Here is a 20,899-nt window from a genome sequence, read left to right as displayed (position 1 = left end):
ACATCGTCATCTGGGTTGGCGATGTTTTTATTTACTCTTCATTTCTTTTATATACTGCTTTTCCTCTTCTGGCAATAAACGTTCCGTCGCCTTACCAGTATCTCCACCTTGAAGGCTCCATAAAAAGTTATGTTCCTCAACGGTTTGAGAAAAATCTCCTTTTTCCCATCTATTTATAATAGAAAATAACTTCATTTTATATTGAAAACCTGTACTATTTTCAATATCTCTTTTTACATTAGAAATTTCCTTTTTTGTCATCTCTACAAATCCCCATTTTTCAGAGGATTTTACCTTTTGGTGGACCATTTTATGCATAGTAGAAATAATTTCACCTTCACTAATTTGCGGAGCTTCTTCTGCAGCTTTTTTCTCTTTTTCGTTTGCCGCTCGCTCGGTTTGAATATTTGTATTTTCTTTTTCCACATATGCAAGCAATTTCTTTCCGCCAACTATAGAAGAGATGATTACCATAATGGTAATACATATACCTACAATCCATTTAAAAAGCATTAGCTCTTCATCGCTTCCCTAACAATATGACTATCTACATACTGCTTAAACTTCACAATTTTTCCATTTTCAAGCTGCCATATATGAACAAATTCTGCTTCAAATGATTTTCCTGTTTCTTTATAAACTCCAGAATACATACCTTCAGCAATAATTACATCTTTTCCGTTTACTTCATGATATGTATTTACACTTGCTTTATAATCATCCCATTCTGATCCTAAACGGCTAAATACATTTTCCATTATAGCTTCTACGCCTGTATATGTTCCGCCATACGGGAAACCTTCTGCCTCTGTCCATTCCACTTTTTCAGAGAGGGCTTCTGCTAAATGCTTTGCATTCGAAGAAGCTGATCCTTCATACGTGCTTTGAATAATTTCTAAATTTGATTTAGGCATATTACTTCCTCCCGTTTATTTATTTTTACACAAGACGTAACCAATGCAGTTACATCTTGTGTAAAAAAATATTTAAATTGTTTCATTCGTAATTCATCAGTTGTAATCATTATAGTTACAATAATTCTTCAAGTCAACAATTTATAAATAAAATTTACTTCGTTTTCATTACTTTCTCTTTTAAGAAACGATCTACATATCCTTCTGCTTTTACTACGAATAAATACGCACCCATTGATAATAATGCAAGATCTAATTCATATCCTGGATTCTTTCCATCTCCTAATAAACCTGCTGCTCCATTTACCTTTACGATAGCTCCAGCTAAAATAAGAGCGAATAACAATCCTACATATCGTACACCTAAACCGATAATTAATAATATACCACCAACTAATTCTACAGTTGCTACGCCGTATGCAAGGCCACCTGGTAAACCGATGCTTGTAAACCATCCTGCTACATTATCGATACCTGATTGAAACTTTGCTAAACCGTGTGCAAAGAACGTAACTCCTAACACGATACGAATAATTAAATTCCCAATATATTGATTCATTTTGAACTCTCCTTTTTGTTTTGTTATAGTGAACTTTTATTTACAAGTCAAAACAATACGGTATTTTATTTCATTCGTCAATTACTTTTTTAAAGAAAACAAAAAACATTATCCGTTTTACGGATAATGTTTTCCTACAAAATAGCGCTAATTCAAGCTTTTATTCTATCGCATAGAAAAAGTTGAAACATTTTTCCAGCGCCAATATAAGGTAGTAAAGAAACGTCCTCTTCCACAACCATTCCAACAACATTCACTTTCTCATCTACAGGTAAATCATGTGTAGCAACTTGCATCTCCCCTGCATATCTACCGTACAATTCATTATCAATTGTAATGCTGCCTTTCTTTCTTACAATTGTATGCATCGGCTGTAACACCACTCTATTTCCTTCCCTTGATTCTACAGATCGAATAACATCACGAGCCGGATCTAGTCTATTTGTATGCACTTGCTCCACCACTTTTAATACTTCTTTATCAGTTATAAATGATTTGTAACGCAATGGAATAATCCCTCTACTCGCACTAGCTACTTCTTGCATGCTTTCCAAACCTGCGCTTATATCCCCAATCAACACTTTATCGACGCCACAATCTTGAACCAGTTCTAAATACGCTTCAAGCGGGCGCATATTGCGGTGTTTCTCTAACGTCGGTAAACCTTCATATAACGGACCACGCTTTTCCGCATCTCCTGGAATAAATGCCATCGTTTTTATTCCACACTCCTGTAAATATTGATTTTGCTTTTGTAAGAAGGACCTTGCTAGTCCTGTCTCTGGACGTGGGTAAAAATTATGCCACGCTTCTACATTCTCTACTCGTATATGTTCTGTAAGTAACTCTTTCCAAAATGACTTTGTAATCGTACTCGCATTTAAAGCTACTTTCATCTTATGAGATACGCTTGCAATTTCTTTTGGCGCAATGCCGTAATCCATTCTTAAACCGGTAATGCCCCAGTCCAATAGTTCTTCCACATTTTCATATGTTAGCCCTAAATGATGTAACGATTTTGGAGAAACATCAACCATTAACTCCATTTCATGTGCAAGAGCTTGTTTCCCTAATATTTGAATTAACTCTTTATACGTATTTGGATCATCTTCTGGAATGTGCAGTGATGTAAAAATAGATGTAAACCCATTTTCCTTCGCTACTTTTAGCCACTCTTCTTGTTTCTCTACTCGTTCTTTTGAAAGATAAATGGAAACTCCGATCATATAAATCTCCCTTTCTATTAATAGAAAAAGAGAAAGGAATCCCTTTCTCTATATGTTTTCTGCCATTTCTTCTTTAAATCCGAAGAAGTACGTAAAGATAAATCCGAAAGCATATGCAATTACTAAACCTAAGAAATAGAGTAAATATTTATTGTCAGCAATTAACGGAATTAAAGATAGCCCTGATACGCCAATCCCAAGAGAAGCTGTTTGCATAACTGCTTGGAATGCACCACCGACAGCTGCTCCTAAACAAGCAGTAATAAACGGTTTCCCAAGTGGTAATGTAACCCCGTATAATAGCGGCTCACCAATTCCTAAAAAGCCAACTGGCAATCCACCTTTAATTACATTTCGAAGTCGTTTGTTTTTTGTTTTCACATAAATCGCAATTGCTGCGCCCACTTGGCCAGCACCAGCCATTGCGAGCACTGGTAATAAAGGTGTTACGTGTGTTTGATTAATAAATTCCATATGAATTGGTGTTAAACCATGATGCAATCCGACCATAACGAGAGGTAAAAATGTTCCCGCAAGTACTGCGCCAGCAAATGCTCCGCCAATATTTAAAATAGCATTAATTCCGCTCGTAATACCATCTGATAAGAAACCTGCTAATGGCTGAATGGCTAACATCGTTACGATACTTACAACTAATACAGTAATAAGTGGTGTCACGATAATATCAACTGCGTTTGGCACTGCTTTTCGAACTTGTCTTTCCACTACAACCATAAGCCATGCTGCAAAAATAACTGCAAACAATCCGCCCCGTCCGGGCACTAATGCTTCACCAAACAATTTTACGTTTGCCATCGCCGGGTTGAAAATTAAAATACCAGCAATTGCCCCAAGAACCGGTGTCCCGCCAAATTCTTTCGCTGTATTCCAGCCGACTAAAATTCCTAAGAATGTAAAGATACCGCCGCCAATGAGTAGTAACATTTGTAACCACGTTGCATTTGGATCAGCACCAGCATTTTTCGCAAAGTTAGCAACCCCGTTTATAATTCCTGACGCAACAAGCCCCGGAATTAATGGGATGAAAATACTTCCTATTTTTCGTAAAAAGTTTTTCACCGGTGTATTATTTTTCTTCTTAATCTCTGATTTCATCTCTTGCCCAATATCTTCAAGGTGATGATCTGCTACCTCACCAATTCGTAGTCCTGTTAAGCCTTCCATTTCAGCTGCTACTTTATTTACTGTTCCTGGACCAACGACAACTTGAAGCGTCTCATCTTCTATAACACCCATAACGCCTTCAACTTTTTTCAAAAGGTCCATATTTACTTTACTTTCATCATGAAGCGTTAAACGTAGTCTCGTCATACAATGAGCAATACTACGAATATTTTTTATTCCTCCAAGTTGCTCCGAAATTTCCTTAGCCATTCTCTCTTCTTTCTTCATAATAGAATCCCCCTCCCTATTATTTTATAGTGCTTTCTTCACAAACCCTTTTGCGCATTTTAGTTTCTCCAGTGCTTCCCCATATTCGCACTGCAACAACACCATAACAATGGCAGCTTTTACGTTACGTTCTGCCTTTTCATAATACTCTGTCGCTACTTCATAACTAGCGCCTGTTGCTTCCACAATAATTCGTTTTGACCGTTCTACTAACTTTTCATTTGTGGATTGAACATCTACCATCAAGTTTTTATATACTTTTCCTACACCAATCATCGAAGCTGTTGAAATCATATTCAACACTAATTTTTGTGCTGTACCAGCTTTTAAACGCGTTGATCCTGTTAATATTTCTGCACCTGTCTCTACTTCTACATTTAACTTTGCATATTTACTTATTTCAGCATTTTTATTACAAGAAATACTCGCTGTACTCGCTCCTACGCTCTGTGCGTATTTCAAGCCGCCAATTACGTAAGGAGTTCTGCCACTTGCAGCAATTCCAATCACTGTATCTTTCTCATTTAATCCAATACTTTTTAAATCTTCTTCTGCTAACTCTTCGCGATCTTCGGCACCTTCCACCGCTTTAGTAAACGCTTTCAACCCACCTGCTATAAATCCTTGCACCATTTTATCATCCGTGCCAAATGTCGGCGGACATTCCACTGCATCTAGAATACCTAAACGACCACTCGTACCAGCACCAATGTAAATTAAACGTCCCTCTTCTTCAAAAGATTTAATAACAGTCTGTACAACCTTTTCAATTTGTTCTATCTCTTTTTCAACTGCTAACGCAACAGTTCGATCTTCTTCATTCATACTTTGCAACACTTCTTTTATACTCATTTCATCCAGATTCATTGTTTTCTCATTACGATGTTCTGTCGATAAATTTTCTAACATATTGCCACCCTCTTTGAAATTATATTTCACACTTTTATTATAACTTTAAGAAACTAAAAATCAATAACTCTTTCTTATTTTATGAAATAAAATTTCACATCATGACATATTTGTGTCAAAGATAATAAAAAAGATGAGTCTCCTCATCTTTTCTTCTACTTTAACTTCCGTAACCGCAACGCTTCTTCTCGCGTCTCCATAAATTGATCCAATACTTTATTACCAATTCGGTTGAAAGTAATCACATATAAAGCATCAATCATATTCAGTTGCGTCATTCTCGACGCAATACTTGCAATACGATGATCTTGTTCTACATCTGGCATACAAAGACGAATGTCCGCTTCTTTATATAAGGGGGATGATTGATCTAGCTTCGTAATTCCAATAACAGTTGCACCTTGTCTCTTTGCATACTGCGCCATTTCAAGCACATCTCTCGTTCGACCAGATGTTGAAATCGCAACAAATATATCGCCTTCTTTTAAATTCGTCACAAGCGGCAACATCATATGAAAATCAGATAGCATCATCGCTGTAAATCCAAGCCGTGTAAATTTATACGCCCCATCCATTGCTGGCGTAGCTGATCCACCTACGCCGTAAAATATAATTTTGCCCGCATTGACAATACGATCTGCAGCTTTCTCAAGTTCCTTCTTATCTATCGCAGTAACGCTCGCCTCAATTGCAGCTTTATTCACATAAGTGACTTTATTAAACAAATCGTACGGTCCATCTTCCGTATTCATCACTGAAAAATCGTTAATATTATAATCAGCAATCGTTAATTCACGAACGAGTGCTATCTTAAATGCTTTAAAACTTCCGATCCCAATCGACTTACAAAAACGAACGACACTCGCCTCACTTGCGCCTGCATTCGTTGACACTTCTTTCGTCGTTAAGTTCGGAACAATCTCTGCATTCTCCATTATGTACATGGCAACCTTCTTTTCAGCTGGTGAAAATTGATCCATATTACTTTCAATTTTAAATAGTAATGTTGAAGCTTTCACTATTTAACCTCCACTTCTTACGGTTGCGTTCACTTATTTTCTCTTGCTTCAAGAAGGTAAAAACCATCATCGCCAGGAGGATGAAACACATTTACAATGCGATTCCCTTTTTGATAAACAGTTCTTTCTCCTTCTGTCCACTTCTCTTTCCAACCGTTCATCCAAATCGCAACATCAGGTAAAAAAGCAGTATATTTCAGCTTCTGACCGTACTCACCATCTGCTTCTTCCGAAAAAATAGAAACCGGAAAATCTTTCACTTTTGATTCTTTCCATGCAGTAAATGGTATACATACTGCAATAAGTACGATTACACCGATAACCTTCTCCTTCGTAATCTTCACACTTCCCTCTCCTTGTCATATCACATACATAGATTTTACCATAATTACAAACCCTTCATGCTATATGACCATTGCTTTTTGGAATAAAAAAAGAGCTTACCTACATCAGATAAGCCCTTCCTCTCTATACAAAATATTTCTTCAAAAGTGGCGGTGTAATAATCGTCGTCAATATAACAACAATAACAATCGCTGTGAAATTTTCTTTCGCTAATAAATTCGCCGTAAGTCCATTTGCTGCGATGATAAGCGCTACTTCACCACGTGATACCATCCCCGCGCCAATACTAATAGAAGATTGGAGATTAAAACCTGTCAATCTCGCTCCTAAACCTGATCCAATTAACTTTGTGAAAATTGCAATGAGGGTCATAATAATAATGAACCAAAGCTGGCTTCCAATGCCTTGAAATGTAATTTCCATTCCGATACTTACGAAGAATACTGGAACAAATATTGCATAAGCAATCGGTTCAATTTTATGTTCCACTTCATGCTTATACTCTGTTTGAGAAATAGCAATTCCTGCTGCAAATGCTCCAATAATACCTGCAATTCCCATCATTTCACTGTAATAAGAAAAAGAAAAGCAAATAATAAGAGCCGCGCTAATTAACGCTTCTGTTACACGAAGCGGGACAAGCATTTTCATAATCCAAGGAACGACTTTCCAAGCAATAAAAACAATACTTACAAAGAAAATAATTTTCTTTGCAATGACAAGTGTTATATTCACATCTTGTGTTCCTAAAAAACTCATTACAAATGCCAATAAAATAACGACAATGACATCATCAAATACGGCAGCACCTAAAATTGTTGTACTTTCTCTCGTATTCATTTTTCCTAGATCACGTAGCGTCTGCACCGTAATACTAACCGATGTTGCGCAAAGTAATAACCCTAAAAAAATGGCATGGGACTGTATTAATCCAAACAGTAACCCTGTTACATAACCACCGATGAAAGGAAAAATAATTCCACCAGCCGCTACTGCAAATGACGATTTCAAATTCCGATTTAACTCTTCTAAATCTGTTTCAAGTCCCGCCATAAACATAAGTAGCAAAACACCAATCTCACTCAGTTCATCAATCAGTTCAGAACTATTAATAATACCGAGTACAGCCGGACCGATAATAATACCAACAATTAACTTACCAAGTACAGAAGGCTGACCAAGTCTCACACTAATGTCACCAGCTAATTTCGTACAAAGTAAAATGACGACAAGTTCAAAATAAAATAACATAGCATCTGCTCCTACTTTAACTTTAATCAGTGGGTCGTTAACCCCCGTCCATTTCTGCAAGTAGTTTCCCCTATTGATCCGAATTTTATTTTTCATATTTTTATTTGACAAAATATTCTGAATTATATTAAGATTAATCCAGCAATTTTAAAAAACTACATACCATAACTGTACCTCCATTTCCTTACATACTCTTTTTTAATGGGCTCATACTATAGTCGCAGTTATGGAAATGAAAAAACGGGGGGAGAGTCCACAGTGAAGTCATTATTACGAAAAAAAGCGCTTAGTACTGAATCACCAAAGCAGCTAGATAGAACATTAACTGCACTCGATTTAACGTTTTTAGGGATCGGCGCCGTAATTGGGACAGGGATCTTTGTATTAACAGGTATTGTTGCAGCAAAACATTCTGGTCCTGGTATTATGCTATCATTTCTTATTGCTGCATTTACTTGTGCTTGTGTAGCCTTTTGTTATGCTGAATTTGCTTCTTCTATTCCTGTCTCAGGAAGTGTGTATACTTACGCATATATGACAGTCGGAGAAGCCGTCGCCTTCATCGTCGGATGGTGTTTAATGCTCGAATATTTACTTGCCGTTGCAGCAGTAGCTGTCGGTTGGTCTGGTTATTTGCAATCATTACTACAAGGGTTCAATATACACCTGCCCGCCATAATCGCCTCGGCCCCCGGCGTAGGAAAAGGTGGTCTCATCGATTTACCAGCTGTCTGCATTTTACTTCTTATTACTGGCCTTTTAAGTTTTGGTATACGTGAAAGTGCACGCATTAATAATATTATGGTTCTTATTAAACTAGCTGTTATCATTGCCTTTATCGTAGCAGGTGCAAAATATGTAAAACCTGAAAATTGGACACCGTTCATCCCATTCGGATACGACGGTATTATTACTGGGGCTGCCACTGTGTTCTTCGCCTTTTTAGGTTTTGATGCAATCGCAACCGCTGCAGAAGAAACGAAAAAACCGCAGCGTGACTTACCAATTGGTATTATCGGTTCTCTTCTTATTTGTACTGTTTTATATATGATTGTATCTTTCGTTTTAACAGGTATGGTTCCTTATACGCAATTAGACGTCTCTGATCCAGTTGCATTTGCATTGCATTTCGTTGGTGAGGATACAATTGCAGGACTACTCGCTGTCGGAGCGATGACTGGAATGACAACCGTTCTCTTAGTCGTTATGTATGGACAAGTTCGCGTTTCGTATGCAATGAGCCGTGACGGTCTACTTCCAAAAGCGTTAGCACGTGTAAATAAAAGAGTAAAAATCCCTTTATTAAATACGTGGATTACTGGCGTTGTTGCTGCTTTATTAGCAGGACTTTTAGATTTACATTTGCTAGCGAATTTAGTAAACATCGGCACATTAACAGCCTTTACATTCGTTTGCTGCGCAGTACTTATTTTACGAAAAACACATCCTGATTTAAAACGTGGATTCCGTACACCTTTCGTACCTGTATTACCAGTTGTCGCTATTCTTTGCTGCTTATATTTAATGATCAATTTGTCTAAAACAACATGGATTAGCTTTGCAGTTTGGCTTATAGTCGGCTTATGCTTCTATTTCTTCTACTCTAGGAAACATAGTCATTTAGCTACCGAAAAAACGAATGATGAAAAGAAAAAAGCATAATAAAATAGCTCGCCGTTTTAGCGGCGAGCTATTTTTCTGTACTATTATATTTTTTCGTTAACGACTGTAAAATGAAAAATATGCCGATGCAAGCTGTAAACCATGCCCAATTTCCTATTGGCGTTGCGTATTTAATAATTCCAATACCTACAAGTAATAGGAAAATAATCACCTGATATATGAGCTTCCACTTTTGCATATATTCCCTCCTTTACTTCGTTCCCTTCTTTTTATTCTTCCAGGCATTCAAACTATCAAAGAAAAAGTTAATAAATAACGTTCCTAGTCCTGCTAATAAGAAAGTCATTAAAAATAAAACCCAAATACTTTTCTCTTTTAAGAAATAATATCCTACAAGGAGCACAACCGCAATCCATACATATTCAAGAATTCTTTTTAGCTTTTTCTGTTCCAAATTATTCGCTCCTTCATTCTATACTACTTTTAGTATAACAAAAAAGAAGCCTATCATGATAAGCTTCTTTTCTTCTCTCTTATTTGTTTATGCTTTTTTCAACAAGTGAAATTGTATACTCTAATGTACGATTCATCGTTTCTACCTGTGCATCTTTTACTTTTACATCTTTCACTACAGCTTCGGCCACTGTAATTTTTTGAATCAGTGCTTTCATTGAACCGTCCGTTACATTTGCATCTTGCGCTTTTTTCACTACTACTTTTGCAGATTCAATATTGATTTGTAATTTTTCTTTCGGTGTTTTCGGTTGTTCTACTACTTTAGATTGTACAAATGTTACATTAGCTGTTTTTAATTCGTTATATGTTTGAATAATTTGTTCCCCAGTACTTCCTACATTTTCAAATGCTTGCTTTGCAATGTTATAGCTTTTCTCTAGTTCTTGAAATGCTTCCTTTGAATATTGACCTGGCTTATCACCAAACTCATACGTACCAGCTAACACTTCTTTCACTTTTCCAAGCTCTTCATATAACGCAGTTACTTGCTCTAACTTCGTACGGTTAGAGAACTCATTGTACGCTGCTAATACTTCTGAAGAACTTAACGCTTTACTATATAATTTCGCAAGCGCGATTTGTCCATTTAACGGAATACCACCATTTCCGTTACTATCAGGATCCGCTCCAAATGCAAATGGTACGTTTGGATGATACACTTTCCCAGTAGCTGGCTGACTATTTACTTTTTTACCATCTACGTAAATTGCCACTTCGCTTCCGTTATACGTTCCTGTTAAGTGATATGTTTTGTTTGCTTCTAATTGAACGCCAACACGTTTATAGCTACCACCAATGTGAGCCCATAATTCAACATATCCACTTCCTGTAGACTCAAATCCAATTCCGCCGCTCTCTGTATTTTGCAAAATACCTTGGCCACGGATTTGATTCATTGAAAATACCGTTTCTAGCGTAAATGTATTTGCTACTTTCTCTTTTTGTGCTGCTGAAAATGGAAGGTATCCAAATGTATTAGATTGTCCGTTTAACTTCATCACATTCTTTTTCAATGCTTTATCATATTCAATAGTCACATTGCCTTTCACATCACCTTTTGTACCAAATGGTGAATTGTCTTTAAATGTACCATCTGCAAAGTTTACATCGAAAACATCAGCTTTTGGTACTTTCACATTCGGGTCAATATTATCTTTTTTCGTAGTAATTTCCGCAGTTAACGGCTGTGCGGTTTCATTGCCAAATGAATCAATTGCAACGACTTCAAGTGTATATGTTTTCCCGCCATCTAATCCTGCAAGTGTAAATGTAAGGTCTTTTGGCACTGGATCACGATAAAACTCTGAGAATGCTAACAATTTATTCTTTATTTCTCCCGTTTGCTTATCTCTAGCTTGTACACGATAAGAATGAACAAGAAGGTTGTCCAATGCTTGCGGGAATGTTACTGTTGCCGCATTTTCTGTTACATTTGATACAGCAAGCTTTGCATCCTTAGCAAAGTAAGGCTTTTCTTTATCACGATCTTCTACATGTGTAAATGTTTCTTTCTTTGCTGGTAATTTAATTTTCCAAGGCTCGCCTGTCCAAGAATTCGTATGGAAATCACGACGATTAATCGTTACTTCTTCATCATCTACTTCTACTAATAAACCTTGGCTTAACGTACTAGCTCCTGGCGGGATATTCCCTTGTACTTTACCACCTTCAACTTCCATATAACTTACTGAAGAAGTACCAACTGATGTAAAGTCTTTTTGATGAATCGATCTTGGATCGTCTAACGGATAATGCGAATGACCCGAAAATGTAATAACTTGTGGATATTCCTTTAATACTGTATTAATTTTTGCGCTATCTTGTGTTCCCCATTCATGACTACCGTACACTGTATCTTTAATATGTTGATGTAAAAATACGAAAATTGGTTTTGTTGGATCATCTTTTTGCGCTTTCGCCATTTCTTCTTTTAACCAATTAATTTGCTTGTCTGAATAATATCCATGAGTTGTTCCATTCTCTGGAGACATAACAAGGAAGTGATAACCTTTTACCACTTTATGATAATAAATTGATTCCATACCTGTTTTTTCTAAAAACCTCTTTTGTGCTCCAGCTTCTGATAAGCCGTTCCAATAATCATGATTCCCTAGGGAGTTCATTCGTACCGCATCTTTATTTGCATTTTCATTATATACTTGCATGAAACGATCATACTGTTGTACCGATCCTGAATCAGTAAAATCTCCCACAATTACGAACGCATCTTGCTTCGGTGCTAATGTATTAAACTGTTCAATCGCTCTTTTCCAGCGAAACGTATCATCCGTTCCACTATTTTTAATATGCACATCACTTACAACTGGAAAAACTATCTTCTTCTCACTTGATGCCTTTTCTTGCTTTTTCTCTTCTGCCTTGACTGATGTACTCCACGGAAATGATACGAACGCTAATACAAAAACCATTAATAATCCAATAAGGCCTTTTACTTTTCTTAAAGCATTTCTGTCCACGTGAATCCTCCTCATAATAATTGATTCATTACAAGGGCTATTTTATCTAATACATGTTAATGTCGTTTAAATAACAAATGAACTTTATTAGATTTTTGTAAATATACAGTTAATTAGAAATTAAGTCCAACATTCCTCGTACTATTGTATACAACCACCTTTTGTCTAAAAGAGTCTGATCATTCTTTTCCTATGACTATTCACATATAATCTTTTCTATAACGCTAATGATAAGTTAAGGTTTAAGCCTATTAGACAATCTTAATTTTTAATATTTCCTTCTTTTTTAACACATCGGCCATGCTTTTACATTTAATAGTAGTAAAAAACAACTTAAAAGGAGGGGTTGTATTGAAGAATAAAAAAAATATCGGCTGTTTCGCTCCTTTATCTATTATTTGTCCAGACCCTTGTCCACCGCCCCCTCCTCCAAATCCAAATTGCGAGCGAGTAACAAATGAATTTGCAGGGAATTTCCTCATAACTAATAACACCATCCCCTCTGCCAAAGATGCATCACAATCAATGATACTATGGCAAAGTGATGGGATACTACTTATATCAGGTACTGTCTCGGTTTACAATAGTACTAGCAGCACCGAAGCAATTACAATTCAAATCGTTGGAACAGTAACCAATATTTTCACTGTGTTTCCTGGTAATACAATATCGTACACAGGAAAAAACCTACAGTCGGTCAATATTATCAATATAACAAGTAATCCTTCACTATATTTAGAAGGCAAGTACTGTTGCGAATTTACATGTTGCTTATAGAATACCAATTTCATTACTTTCTCAATAAAAAAGCATACCATTTACGGTATGCTTTTTTTATGAAATCGGATAACGTACAGTAATACAAAACTCTCCTTGATTAACAGTTGTTCCTGTCGTAGTAATTCGAACAGTCGTAAAATATCGTACAGTGAAAGTACCACTACTTTGCGGCTGTACAGTAATTGTATCAATTACTGTAGCACCAACTAAAAAATCAACTGTAATCGGGTTCGCACCTACATCATATTTCACGTAACCTGAACCATATACTTCTTGCGTGATATTATTTGTATATACAATTTGAGTACCAGCACCTGTAATAGACCAGTCTGTACATACTTGGTCTTGCACAAGTGTTTTATTAGAACAACAAGACAAACTGGAACTTCTCATTCCCATTTCGATCCTCTCCTATTCTGCTATGAAAGTGGATAACGTGTTGTAATACAAAATTCTCCCTGATACGTTCCAGCAGGTGTTGCAGGTAACACAACTTGTATACTATCAAAGCGACGATACGTAAAAGCAATACTCGTTCCTGGGTTTAATGTTTGTGTATCAATTGTACCCCCAGCAGAATCAAGCGCTTCTACAGTAATTGGGCCTGGTCCAACATCATATTTAACAAAACCAGTACCAACTACGTTTTGGTTAATATTATTTGTATAGAGAACATTATCAATTGCTGTTGCAACTACAGTAGCAGACCACGGACTACACACTTTATCTTGCACATAATTTTTATCTGGACAACAAGTTAATGCTGACCCTGAGCACTCACAAGACATAGTTGTTTCCCCTCTCTCTTTTATATTCCCTATATGTGTATGTCCCTCAGAGTCTTTTGCCTGTACTATTCATCTATTTTCAAAAAATATTCAAATGACTAGATAGATTCCGTTTTGTTTCTTTTCTTCATATATTTATAGACAAAGATACTAGCAACGATAAGAATAACGCCCCCTAATATCGGTAGCATATATTGCCCAACAACATCTGCTGCTTTTTCCCAATGCGGACCTAATTTCATTCCAAAATAAACATACAAAGTCGTTAACGGGAACATTGCTACAAATGTATATATGCTGAATTTCCATATGTTCATTTTCGCCATACCGCATGGAACAGAAATAAGCGTTCTAACTCCCGGTACAAAGCGTCCAACAAATGCTACAACTGGTCCATATTTCTCAAAGAAATCATCTGCTTTTTGAATTTGTTCTTCTTTAATAAAGAAGTATTTTCCGTATTTTATTAATAGCGGACGACCACCGTAATAACCGAGTGCGTATAACGTTAACGGTCCTGTCGTTCCGCCAAGCGTTCCGGCTAGTACAGCAAGCCAAAAATTCATATCACCCTCGTATACCCAATACCCAACCATAGGCAAAACTACTTCTGCCGGAATAAATTCAAACGTTAATGCTAACACAACTCCAAAATAAGAAAACTGCTTTAAAAATTCGATTATATCTAAAATAATTTGCTCCATATTTTTAACTCCTATCCTACATTTACGTTATGCTTTTCTTGTAATTGAACTGGCGCCATTTTTACAATTCGGTTCAAAATAAATAACACAATTCCAATATCATCTAAAATACCGATAAACGGCAGGAAGTCTGGAATTAAATCGAGCGGCATCGCAACATAACCAACTAAAAACGCTATAGATAAAATTTTCTTCTTTATTGAAACCTCTTTTGAAGTGAAAAAGTCAAATAGGAATGGAACAAATCGGCGAACATGAAATACAACTCTTAATCTACTAATAAGTTTTTTCATTTTTATATCTCCTCTCTTTGTATACGAAAAGGACCCTACCAAATATGGTAAGGGTCCTCAAAAAGACAGAAAGGGGCCTTTACCATTGCTGGTAAAGGTCTCACTAACAACGAAACGTTGCCAATAAAGCCGAGGGTTTCTCCCTGTAATGACGACTTTACTGTAATAAGTTACTCCCCTTTATACACAATTTTATACACTCACATTAAAATATTTCAGAGGGCTTGTCAATATATTTTATATCCCAATCCCTTTCGTAAAAAACAAAAAACGTATAGGAAATTTCTTACTATCTCATAATATACATAATCATTTTTGAACGAAAGGAGATGTTTCATTTGCATACTGTATGGAAAGGTGCACTTTCACTTGGACTATTAAATATAGGAATCAAACTATATAGTGCCGTAGAAGAAAACGACATAAAATTTTTAAGTCTTCATAAAGAATGCTTAACACCTATTAAATATAAAAAATTTGCTCCTGATTGTACGGATGAAGAAATTGATGATAAAGATATTGTAAAAGCCTATGAATACGCACCTCATAAATATATTATTATGGATGAAAAAGAATTAGCTGAATTACAACAAGCTCATGAACCACGATCCATTCGTATTATATCTTTTGTCCAAAATAACGAAATTGATTCTGTTCTCTATGATCGCTCTTATTTTATAGGACCTACCCTAGGACATGAAAAATCATATTTATTATTAAAAGAAGCTCTTGAACGTACGAATAAACTTGGTCTTATCCATATTTCCATTAGAAAAAAACAACATTTAGCTATTATCCGTAACTTTGAAGATGGGCTTATATTACAAACTATTCACTACCCTAATGAAATTCGCGATATAACAAATACACCTAACTTACCAAGTAATGAAAATTATCCAATTCAAAAACAAGAACTCACAGCAGCAATCAATTTAATCCACCATCTTACAAATCCTTTCGAACAAGAGTTATATACAGATGAATATAAAGAAGCTCTTACCGAGTTAATCGAAAATAAAATTGAACAACAAGAAAAAACCGAAACCATCTCTCCTGCTCCAAACATCATCAATATTATGGAGACATTACAGGCAAGTATTGAACAAGCAAAAATAAAAAGAGACAATAAAACAGAAAAAGAGGCCAAATAAAATTGACCTCTTTTTTCTTTAAAGCGGATTACATTTTGGCATCTCAAGTCCAGAAGATTGTGCTAATTTTAATAAGTAATAACATTCTTCTCTTGCCATATGATCCGCCATTCTAGCAGATAATGCACTTAATATTTCATTCGATAACTCCATCTCTTCAACCTCATGGAGAAAATGCGAAAATAATTTTAACTCAAGTGAAACATCTTTTGTAAACTTCTTTAATGCAGGAAAATGATGAAGCTCTGTCCGTAAATAACCTGTCATCTCAACTGCCTTTAAGTAAAATTGTTCAAAGTGCTTCGTAAATTCTTCACTTTTCTCTTTCAATCTTTTTTCAACAAGATCTAATCCACCAGAAATAGAGCCTGCATGACCAGCCGCATCCGTTAACCAAACGAGATGGTAATGTAATTCATGAAAAACAGGCGGAACTTCTCCTTTCTTTAAAAATTCTAACACCGTTATATATTCTTCTACTTCGTTTACCATATGATTGATGAAAGTTGGTGTAAAATGAATAGTGATTTTTCCCTCGAGTTGTTTCTGTATAATACTTAATTTAAACGTTCGTATTTCCTTTGCGGCTCGTTCTGCCTCTTTTGAAAATGCAATGAGATTCACATTATGAACTTTATTTAAAAGATTCGTAAATGTTTCAAGAAAATATGTGGCCTTCTTTATATCTTCTTTTTCCTTCGGAGCTAATGCATCAAGTAAAAATTGCGAATGATCAGTAAGCACCCTTAGCCAAAATTGATGCTCAAACAACGCACTTTCTTCAAAATTCCTCTCCACTAAATCGCCTCCGTTTATTCATCCTTCTCTATCACTTGAAGTTTATATCCATCTGGGTCTTGTACTACAATACTCTTCTCACTTTTGTTTTCTGTATATGCAATTTTATAAAACACTAACCTCTTCTTTAAATTCTCTATGTTAGAAATTGAAAACATTAGAACATCAACCGCATCCGTAACACTCTTCTCACGCCCACCCAAACTACGATTCATTACAAAACTAATTCTCGTTGAATCAGTATCATACCAAACCCCTGTTACATCTAATTGGGGTCTTTCTAAACTAGGCTTGATTCCTAAAATCCCTTCATAAAAATACAGAGTTTCCTTTAAGTTCTTTACTTCTAACACGATTAAATTCTTTACATTCTCCACATTCATTCCCCCTGTACTTATTACTTTTTTATATGTGTCATAAATGCTCATTATGTCTGAATACAATACGTAGTAATGAACATGTAAGGAGGTTTATTCATGAATAAATATATGAGATCATTCGTGCCCTATCATAGTCCTCTCGATCCTTGTCCTCCTATCGGAAAAAAATATTATTCTACTCCTCCTAATTTATTTTTAGGCTTTCAACCGCCAAACTTGCCTCAATTCACACCAAAAGAAGCACTACAAAAAGGGACTTTATGGCCTGTTTTTTATGACTATTATGAAAATCCTTATAAAAAAGGGCGGTGACTACTGACGTGAATCAATCGCTACCAGAAGAATACTATCAGCTTTTACTGGAGCTTCAAGAATTAGACTTTGTACTAGTTGAACTCACTCTTTATTTAGATACACATCCAGATGACACCGCCGCGATTAATCAATTTAATGACTTTTCCTATAAGCGGAGAGTATTAAAACAAAAGATGGAAGAAAAATACGGACCACTCCAACAGTTTGGAAACAGCTATTCTAATGCCCCTTGGGAATGGAGCAAAGGTCCTTGGCCATGGCAAATATAAAGGAGAGAAACTATGTGGATTTATGAAAAGAAATTACAATACCCAGTTAAAGTGGGAACTTGTAATCCCGCACTTGCAAAATTATTAATCGAGCAATACGGTGGTGCAGATGGAGAATTAGCTGCTGCACTACGTTACTTAAATCAACGTTATACAATTCCTGATAAAGTCATTGGCCTACTTACTGATATTGGTACAGAAGAATTTGCTCACCTTGAAATGATTGCTACGATGGTTTATAAGCTGACGAAAGATGCGACCCCTGAACAAATGAAAGCTGCTGGTCTTGACCCTCATTACGCTGATCATGACAGTGCTCTTCATTACCATAACGCTGCTGGTGTTCCATTTACTGCAACCTATATACAGGCTAAAGGTGATCCAATTGCCGATCTATACGAGGATATTGCAGCTGAAGAAAAAGCACGCGCAACATATCAATGGCTCATTAACTTATCAGATGATCCAGATATAAATGACAGCCTACGCTTCTTACGTGAACGAGAAATTGTCCATTCACAACGTTTCCGAGAAGCAGTTGAAATTTTAAAAGAAGAACGCGATAAAAAAATATTTTTTTAAAACACGTATCCTAGCGATATGTGTTTTTTTATGTTAAAAGTTAAATCCTTCCTATTAAACATATAAATAGTATATTTATTCGATTTAATGCATTATTTTTTAATATTTTCAAAATTCCCTATTGCTTTCTAGTCATCAGACCTTTAAAATAATAACAGTTACTCGACAAATTATTTGAATTTTCGACAAAAACACTCATTAGGAGGATTTTCTTTATATGCATACAACTTTAAAACCAGCGCAAATACTTTCGATTAGTTTATTACTATTCGCAGTTTTCTTCGGTGCTGGTAATATGATTTTCCCGCCCCTTCTTGGTCTTTCTTCCGGAGAAAATATGTGGGTTTCCATTACAGGGTTTATTATTACAGACGTCGGTTTATCTTTACTTGCTATCGTTGCTGTTGCCCTTGCTGGTGGTAGTTTTAACACTTTAGCGAGCCGTGTTCATCCAAAATTCGCAGCAGTATTCGCTATCATTATTTATCTTTCAATCGGCCCACTATTTGTTATTCCACGAACTGGATCTGTATCTTATGAAATCGGGATTGCACCACTTTTCCCAGATCAATGGTATTCTATGTTAGTTTTTAGTGCGATTTTCTTCACAGTCGTTTACTTCTTATCATTAAATCCATCCAAGCTAGTAGATCATATCGGTAAAATATTAACGCCAATTTTACTTGTAATTATTGCAATTATGGCAACAAAAGCGATTCTTTCACCAGGGACGTTTGCAGAACCTATCGGTGACTATAAAGACATCCCGTTTTTCAAAGGATTTCTTGAAGGATTTTTAACGTTAGATGCAATTGGGGCTCTCGTACTATCAACAATTGTTGTAAATGCAATTCGTCAAAATGGTATACAAGAGAAGAAATCTATCGCAAAATATACAATCATTTGCGGAAGTATCGCTGCTCTATTCTTAACAATTGTTTACTTCTTACTCGGTTATATTGGAGCTTCAAACGGAAACTTAGGACAATTCGAAAACGGTGGGCAGCTATTAGCTACTGTTATGTATCAATTCTTTGGGACAAGCGGTAATGTTTTATTAAGTATCGCCATTATCTTCGCTTGTTTAACAACAGCAATCGGCGTTGTAAGTGCGTTCGCCAACTATTTCGCAACAGTACTAACAAACGTTTCATATAAGAAGCTCGTACTATACGTTTGTATTTTTAGCTTCGTGATTTCAAACTTAGGATTAAGCTTATTAATTAAAATCACATTACCTGTATTAATCATTTTGTATCCAATTACAATCATTTTAATTTTCGTATCATTTATTGATAAATATACGAAACGTAAACCTTCTGTCTACATCGGAGCAATGCTCGCAGCATTCATTATTAGCTGTATTCATGCACTTGATAATGTGGAATTGATACCAAGTTTTATCGCTAATATCGTACACACAATTCCTTTTTATAACCTAGGAATTGGCTGGATCATTCCAGCAATAATCGGTGGTATAATCGGATACTTTATTCCGCAAGCAGAAGCGGAAGGCGAAGTCTCTACAAAATAAAGAAAAGAAGCAAGCATGAAATACATGCTTGCTTCTTTTCTTTATTTTCACATCGTATGCTTAAAAGTAAATAACTCTTCTTTCGACTGCACAACAGATTGTTCCTCTTCTACAACATCCTTCTTTAGCTCTCCTCCTAACCTTACTTTCATCATCGCCTCTTCGATACTTTTTACAATCATATTTCCTGAAAAAATAGTAAGTCCAAAAAATGTAATCGGAACGAGAGGGATCCACGGATTCACTGTTAATGACCTAAAGTATACTCCAATTAAACCTGACCATTCATGCGTATAAGATTCCACCTCTTTTATTTGTCCACCAAACATTACAGTCCCACCAAAGAACACTTCAAGTAATCCTAAGTGCAGTAAAATAGTAAGAGTCTGCGTAAACTGCTGAAGAAATACGAGTATAAACGGCATATAGAGATGCGGAAAAATATGTTTTATAACAATATGTCTTCTCGATCCACCTAATATGCGCGCGGCATCAACAAATTCTTCCGTTCGCAATTTACGAACTTCCTTCGCCACATACAGTGCAATAACTGGCATTACAAGCAGTACAAGTAATACCACTTGAAACGAAGCCCTTTCAAAAAAGGTTGTTGTCTCCTCTCCGCTTCCAAATGCATTTGCAGATTGAAGAAAAAAATACGCAATCATAACTGTCGGAATAACTGTAAAACTATCAAAGAAAGCCTCAATTTTTGAAAATCCTCTTTTTATATACGTTCCGAGTACGACACCGAAAAACACACCTATTACCATTCTAAGTGCCGCAATTAAAATAGATATACCAATCGTCCACTTCGCGCCCTCAATGACTAAATGTAACAGGTCATACCCTTTCCGGTCTGTCCCGAGTAAAAATTGTAATGAAGGTGGAAACGGTGGCACTTGTGGATTTTCATCCGCATCATATTGCAATGTAACTTGTCTAATATGTCCATCATTCCATAACGTATTTCCGATGCTCAAAAGAACTAATAGGAGAAGAAAACCAATGCTTATCCAAAATCTTTTATCACGTTTTATATACGTCCACATA

General features: G+C 36.0%; 27 protein-coding genes. 7 read left to right on the top strand and 20 right to left on the bottom strand.

From position 1 onward, the window contains the following. Positions 1–27: 27 nt before the first annotated feature. From OXT04_RS18885 to OXT04_RS18845, 9 genes are all read right to left on the bottom strand, one after another. On the bottom strand, positions 28–513 hold the full coding sequence (locus OXT04_RS18885; protein ID WP_000897994.1) for a PRK06770 family protein: 486 nt from the start codon (positions 511–513) through the stop codon (positions 28–30). Beyond that, positions 513–914, bottom strand: coding sequence for a nuclear transport factor 2 family protein (locus tag OXT04_RS18880; RefSeq protein ID WP_001126708.1), 402 nt, complete (start codon positions 912–914; stop codon positions 513–515). The genes OXT04_RS18885 and OXT04_RS18880 overlap by 1 nt, the downstream gene beginning before the upstream one ends. 154 nt (positions 915–1,068) lie before the next feature. Continuing rightward, positions 1,069–1,473 carry a DoxX family protein gene (locus OXT04_RS18875; protein ID WP_001077751.1) on the bottom strand — a complete coding sequence of 135 codons (405 nt, stop codon included), beginning with the start codon at positions 1,471–1,473 and terminating at the stop codon, positions 1,069–1,071. Positions 1,474–1,625: 152 nt separating this feature from the next. After that, complete coding sequence (locus tag OXT04_RS18870; protein WP_000580632.1) at positions 1,626–2,699, bottom strand: DUF871 domain-containing protein; 1,074 nt, start codon at positions 2,697–2,699, stop codon at positions 1,626–1,628. Between the two features lie 48 nt (positions 2,700–2,747). Next, positions 2,748–4,112, bottom strand: coding sequence for a PTS transporter subunit EIIC (locus OXT04_RS18865; protein WP_000711293.1), 1,365 nt, complete (start codon positions 4,110–4,112; stop codon positions 2,748–2,750). Between the two features lie 24 nt (positions 4,113–4,136). Then, a complete protein-coding gene (gene murQ / locus OXT04_RS18860; RefSeq protein WP_000892347.1) occupies positions 4,137–5,021 on the bottom strand; it encodes an N-acetylmuramic acid 6-phosphate etherase in 885 nt (294 codons plus the stop codon). Between the two features lie 155 nt (positions 5,022–5,176). Then, a complete protein-coding gene (locus OXT04_RS18855) occupies positions 5,177–6,040 on the bottom strand; it encodes a MurR/RpiR family transcriptional regulator (protein ID WP_000648168.1) in 864 nt (287 codons plus the stop codon). Between the two features lie 29 nt (positions 6,041–6,069). Continuing rightward, positions 6,070–6,384 (bottom strand): hypothetical protein, encoded by a 315-nt coding sequence (locus OXT04_RS18850; RefSeq protein ID WP_000704960.1) that lies wholly within the window; start codon positions 6,382–6,384, stop codon positions 6,070–6,072. A gap of 124 nt (positions 6,385–6,508) precedes the next feature. After that, positions 6,509–7,732 (bottom strand): cation:proton antiporter, encoded by a 1,224-nt coding sequence (locus OXT04_RS18845; protein WP_050457855.1) that lies wholly within the window; start codon positions 7,730–7,732, stop codon positions 6,509–6,511. Between the two features lie 162 nt (positions 7,733–7,894). Between OXT04_RS18845 and bcaP the strand changes: the two genes are divergently transcribed. After that, positions 7,895–9,298 carry a branched-chain amino acid transporter BcaP gene (gene bcaP / locus OXT04_RS18840; RefSeq protein WP_267416622.1) on the top strand — a complete coding sequence of 468 codons (1,404 nt, stop codon included), beginning with the start codon at positions 7,895–7,897 and terminating at the stop codon, positions 9,296–9,298. A 28-nt stretch (positions 9,299–9,326) separates the two neighbouring features. On the opposite strand, the gene OXT04_RS18835 is transcribed toward bcaP, so the two are convergent. The 4 genes from OXT04_RS18835 to OXT04_RS29865 form a co-directional block, all read right to left on the bottom strand. Further along, the gene (locus OXT04_RS18835; protein ID WP_001174835.1) at positions 9,327–9,497 is read right to left on the bottom strand and encodes a hypothetical protein; all 171 of its coding nucleotides are present in this window, start codon (positions 9,495–9,497) and stop codon (positions 9,327–9,329) included. A 12-nt stretch (positions 9,498–9,509) separates the two neighbouring features. Then, positions 9,510–9,713, bottom strand: a complete 204-nt coding sequence (locus tag OXT04_RS18830) for a hypothetical protein (protein ID WP_000435797.1) — start codon at positions 9,711–9,713, stop codon at positions 9,510–9,512. A 79-nt stretch (positions 9,714–9,792) separates the two neighbouring features. Beyond that, complete coding sequence (locus OXT04_RS18825; protein ID WP_267416621.1) at positions 9,793–12,252, bottom strand: LamG-like jellyroll fold domain-containing protein; 2,460 nt, start codon at positions 12,250–12,252, stop codon at positions 9,793–9,795. Between the two features lie 251 nt (positions 12,253–12,503). Continuing rightward, positions 12,504–12,734 (bottom strand): hypothetical protein, encoded by a 231-nt coding sequence (locus tag OXT04_RS29865; RefSeq protein ID WP_240520395.1) that lies wholly within the window; start codon positions 12,732–12,734, stop codon positions 12,504–12,506. Between OXT04_RS29865 and OXT04_RS18815 the strand changes: the two genes are divergently transcribed. Next, positions 12,622–13,029, top strand: coding sequence for an S-Ena type endospore appendage (locus tag OXT04_RS18815; RefSeq protein ID WP_240520397.1), 408 nt, complete (start codon positions 12,622–12,624; stop codon positions 13,027–13,029). The genes OXT04_RS29865 and OXT04_RS18815 overlap by 113 nt on opposite strands. A gap of 57 nt (positions 13,030–13,086) precedes the next feature. Here OXT04_RS18815 and OXT04_RS18810 read toward each other — a convergent pair whose 3' ends face one another. The 4 genes from OXT04_RS18810 to OXT04_RS18795 all read right to left on the bottom strand — a co-directional run bounded on the left by OXT04_RS18810 (position 13,087) and on the right by OXT04_RS18795 (position 14,817). Further along, a complete protein-coding gene (locus tag OXT04_RS18810; protein ID WP_000525814.1) occupies positions 13,087–13,431 on the bottom strand; it encodes a DUF3992 domain-containing protein in 345 nt (114 codons plus the stop codon). A gap of 20 nt (positions 13,432–13,451) precedes the next feature. Next, positions 13,452–13,820: a DUF3992 domain-containing protein gene (locus OXT04_RS18805; RefSeq protein ID WP_001277540.1), complete on the bottom strand. Its 369-nt coding sequence runs from the start codon at positions 13,818–13,820 to the stop codon at positions 13,452–13,454. Between the two features lie 98 nt (positions 13,821–13,918). Next, positions 13,919–14,524, bottom strand: a complete 606-nt coding sequence (locus OXT04_RS18800; RefSeq protein ID WP_000435017.1) for a DedA family protein — start codon at positions 14,522–14,524, stop codon at positions 13,919–13,921. 11 nt (positions 14,525–14,535) lie between these two features. After that, positions 14,536–14,817 (bottom strand): YkvA family protein, encoded by a 282-nt coding sequence (locus OXT04_RS18795; protein WP_000733844.1) that lies wholly within the window; start codon positions 14,815–14,817, stop codon positions 14,536–14,538. 338 nt (positions 14,818–15,155) lie between these two features. Here OXT04_RS18795 and ku point away from each other — a divergent pair, with 338 nt between their 5' ends. Beyond that, entirely contained in the window at positions 15,156–15,968 is an 813-nt protein-coding gene (gene ku, locus OXT04_RS18790; RefSeq protein WP_065228343.1) for a non-homologous end joining protein Ku, read from the top strand. An 18-nt stretch (positions 15,969–15,986) separates the two neighbouring features. Here the strand turns inward: ku and OXT04_RS18785 are convergent, their stop codons facing one another. Beyond that, positions 15,987–16,766 (bottom strand): DUF2935 domain-containing protein, encoded by a 780-nt coding sequence (locus OXT04_RS18785; RefSeq protein ID WP_267416620.1) that lies wholly within the window; start codon positions 16,764–16,766, stop codon positions 15,987–15,989. A 14-nt stretch (positions 16,767–16,780) separates the two neighbouring features. Next, the gene (locus tag OXT04_RS18780; RefSeq protein WP_072939912.1) at positions 16,781–17,194 is read right to left on the bottom strand and encodes a VOC family protein; all 414 of its coding nucleotides are present in this window, start codon (positions 17,192–17,194) and stop codon (positions 16,781–16,783) included. Positions 17,195–17,242: 48 nt separating this feature from the next. Here OXT04_RS18780 and OXT04_RS18775 point away from each other — a divergent pair, with 48 nt between their 5' ends. From OXT04_RS18775 to brnQ2, 4 genes are all read left to right on the top strand, one after another. Then, positions 17,243–17,458, top strand: a complete 216-nt coding sequence (locus OXT04_RS18775) for a spore coat associated protein CotJA (RefSeq protein ID WP_001046257.1) — start codon at positions 17,243–17,245, stop codon at positions 17,456–17,458. A gap of 8 nt (positions 17,459–17,466) precedes the next feature. Next, the gene (locus OXT04_RS18770; RefSeq protein WP_001076510.1) at positions 17,467–17,730 is read left to right on the top strand and encodes a spore coat protein CotJB; all 264 of its coding nucleotides are present in this window, start codon (positions 17,467–17,469) and stop codon (positions 17,728–17,730) included. Positions 17,731–17,742: 12 nt separating this feature from the next. Then, positions 17,743–18,312 (top strand): spore coat protein CotJC, encoded by a 570-nt coding sequence (gene cotJC, locus OXT04_RS18765; protein WP_000265273.1) that lies wholly within the window; start codon positions 17,743–17,745, stop codon positions 18,310–18,312. Positions 18,313–18,529: 217 nt separating this feature from the next. Next, positions 18,530–19,846: a branched-chain amino acid transport system II carrier protein BrnQ2 gene (gene brnQ2, locus OXT04_RS18760; RefSeq protein WP_000557554.1), complete on the top strand. Its 1,317-nt coding sequence runs from the start codon at positions 18,530–18,532 to the stop codon at positions 19,844–19,846. A gap of 47 nt (positions 19,847–19,893) precedes the next feature. Here the strand turns inward: brnQ2 and OXT04_RS18755 are convergent, their stop codons facing one another. Then, entirely contained in the window at positions 19,894–20,898 is a 1,005-nt protein-coding gene (locus OXT04_RS18755; RefSeq protein WP_000269952.1) for an ABC transporter permease, read from the bottom strand. Position 20,899: the final 1 nt, after the last annotated feature.

The organism is Bacillus sp. GC_Bacil_1 (assembly GCF_026540675.1).
Taxonomy (GTDB): domain Bacteria; phylum Bacillota; class Bacilli; order Bacillales; family Bacillaceae_G; genus Bacillus_A; species Bacillus_A cereus.
The sequence above is the reverse complement of the archived record's forward strand: the minus strand, read 5'-3'. Positions and strand labels throughout refer to the sequence as shown.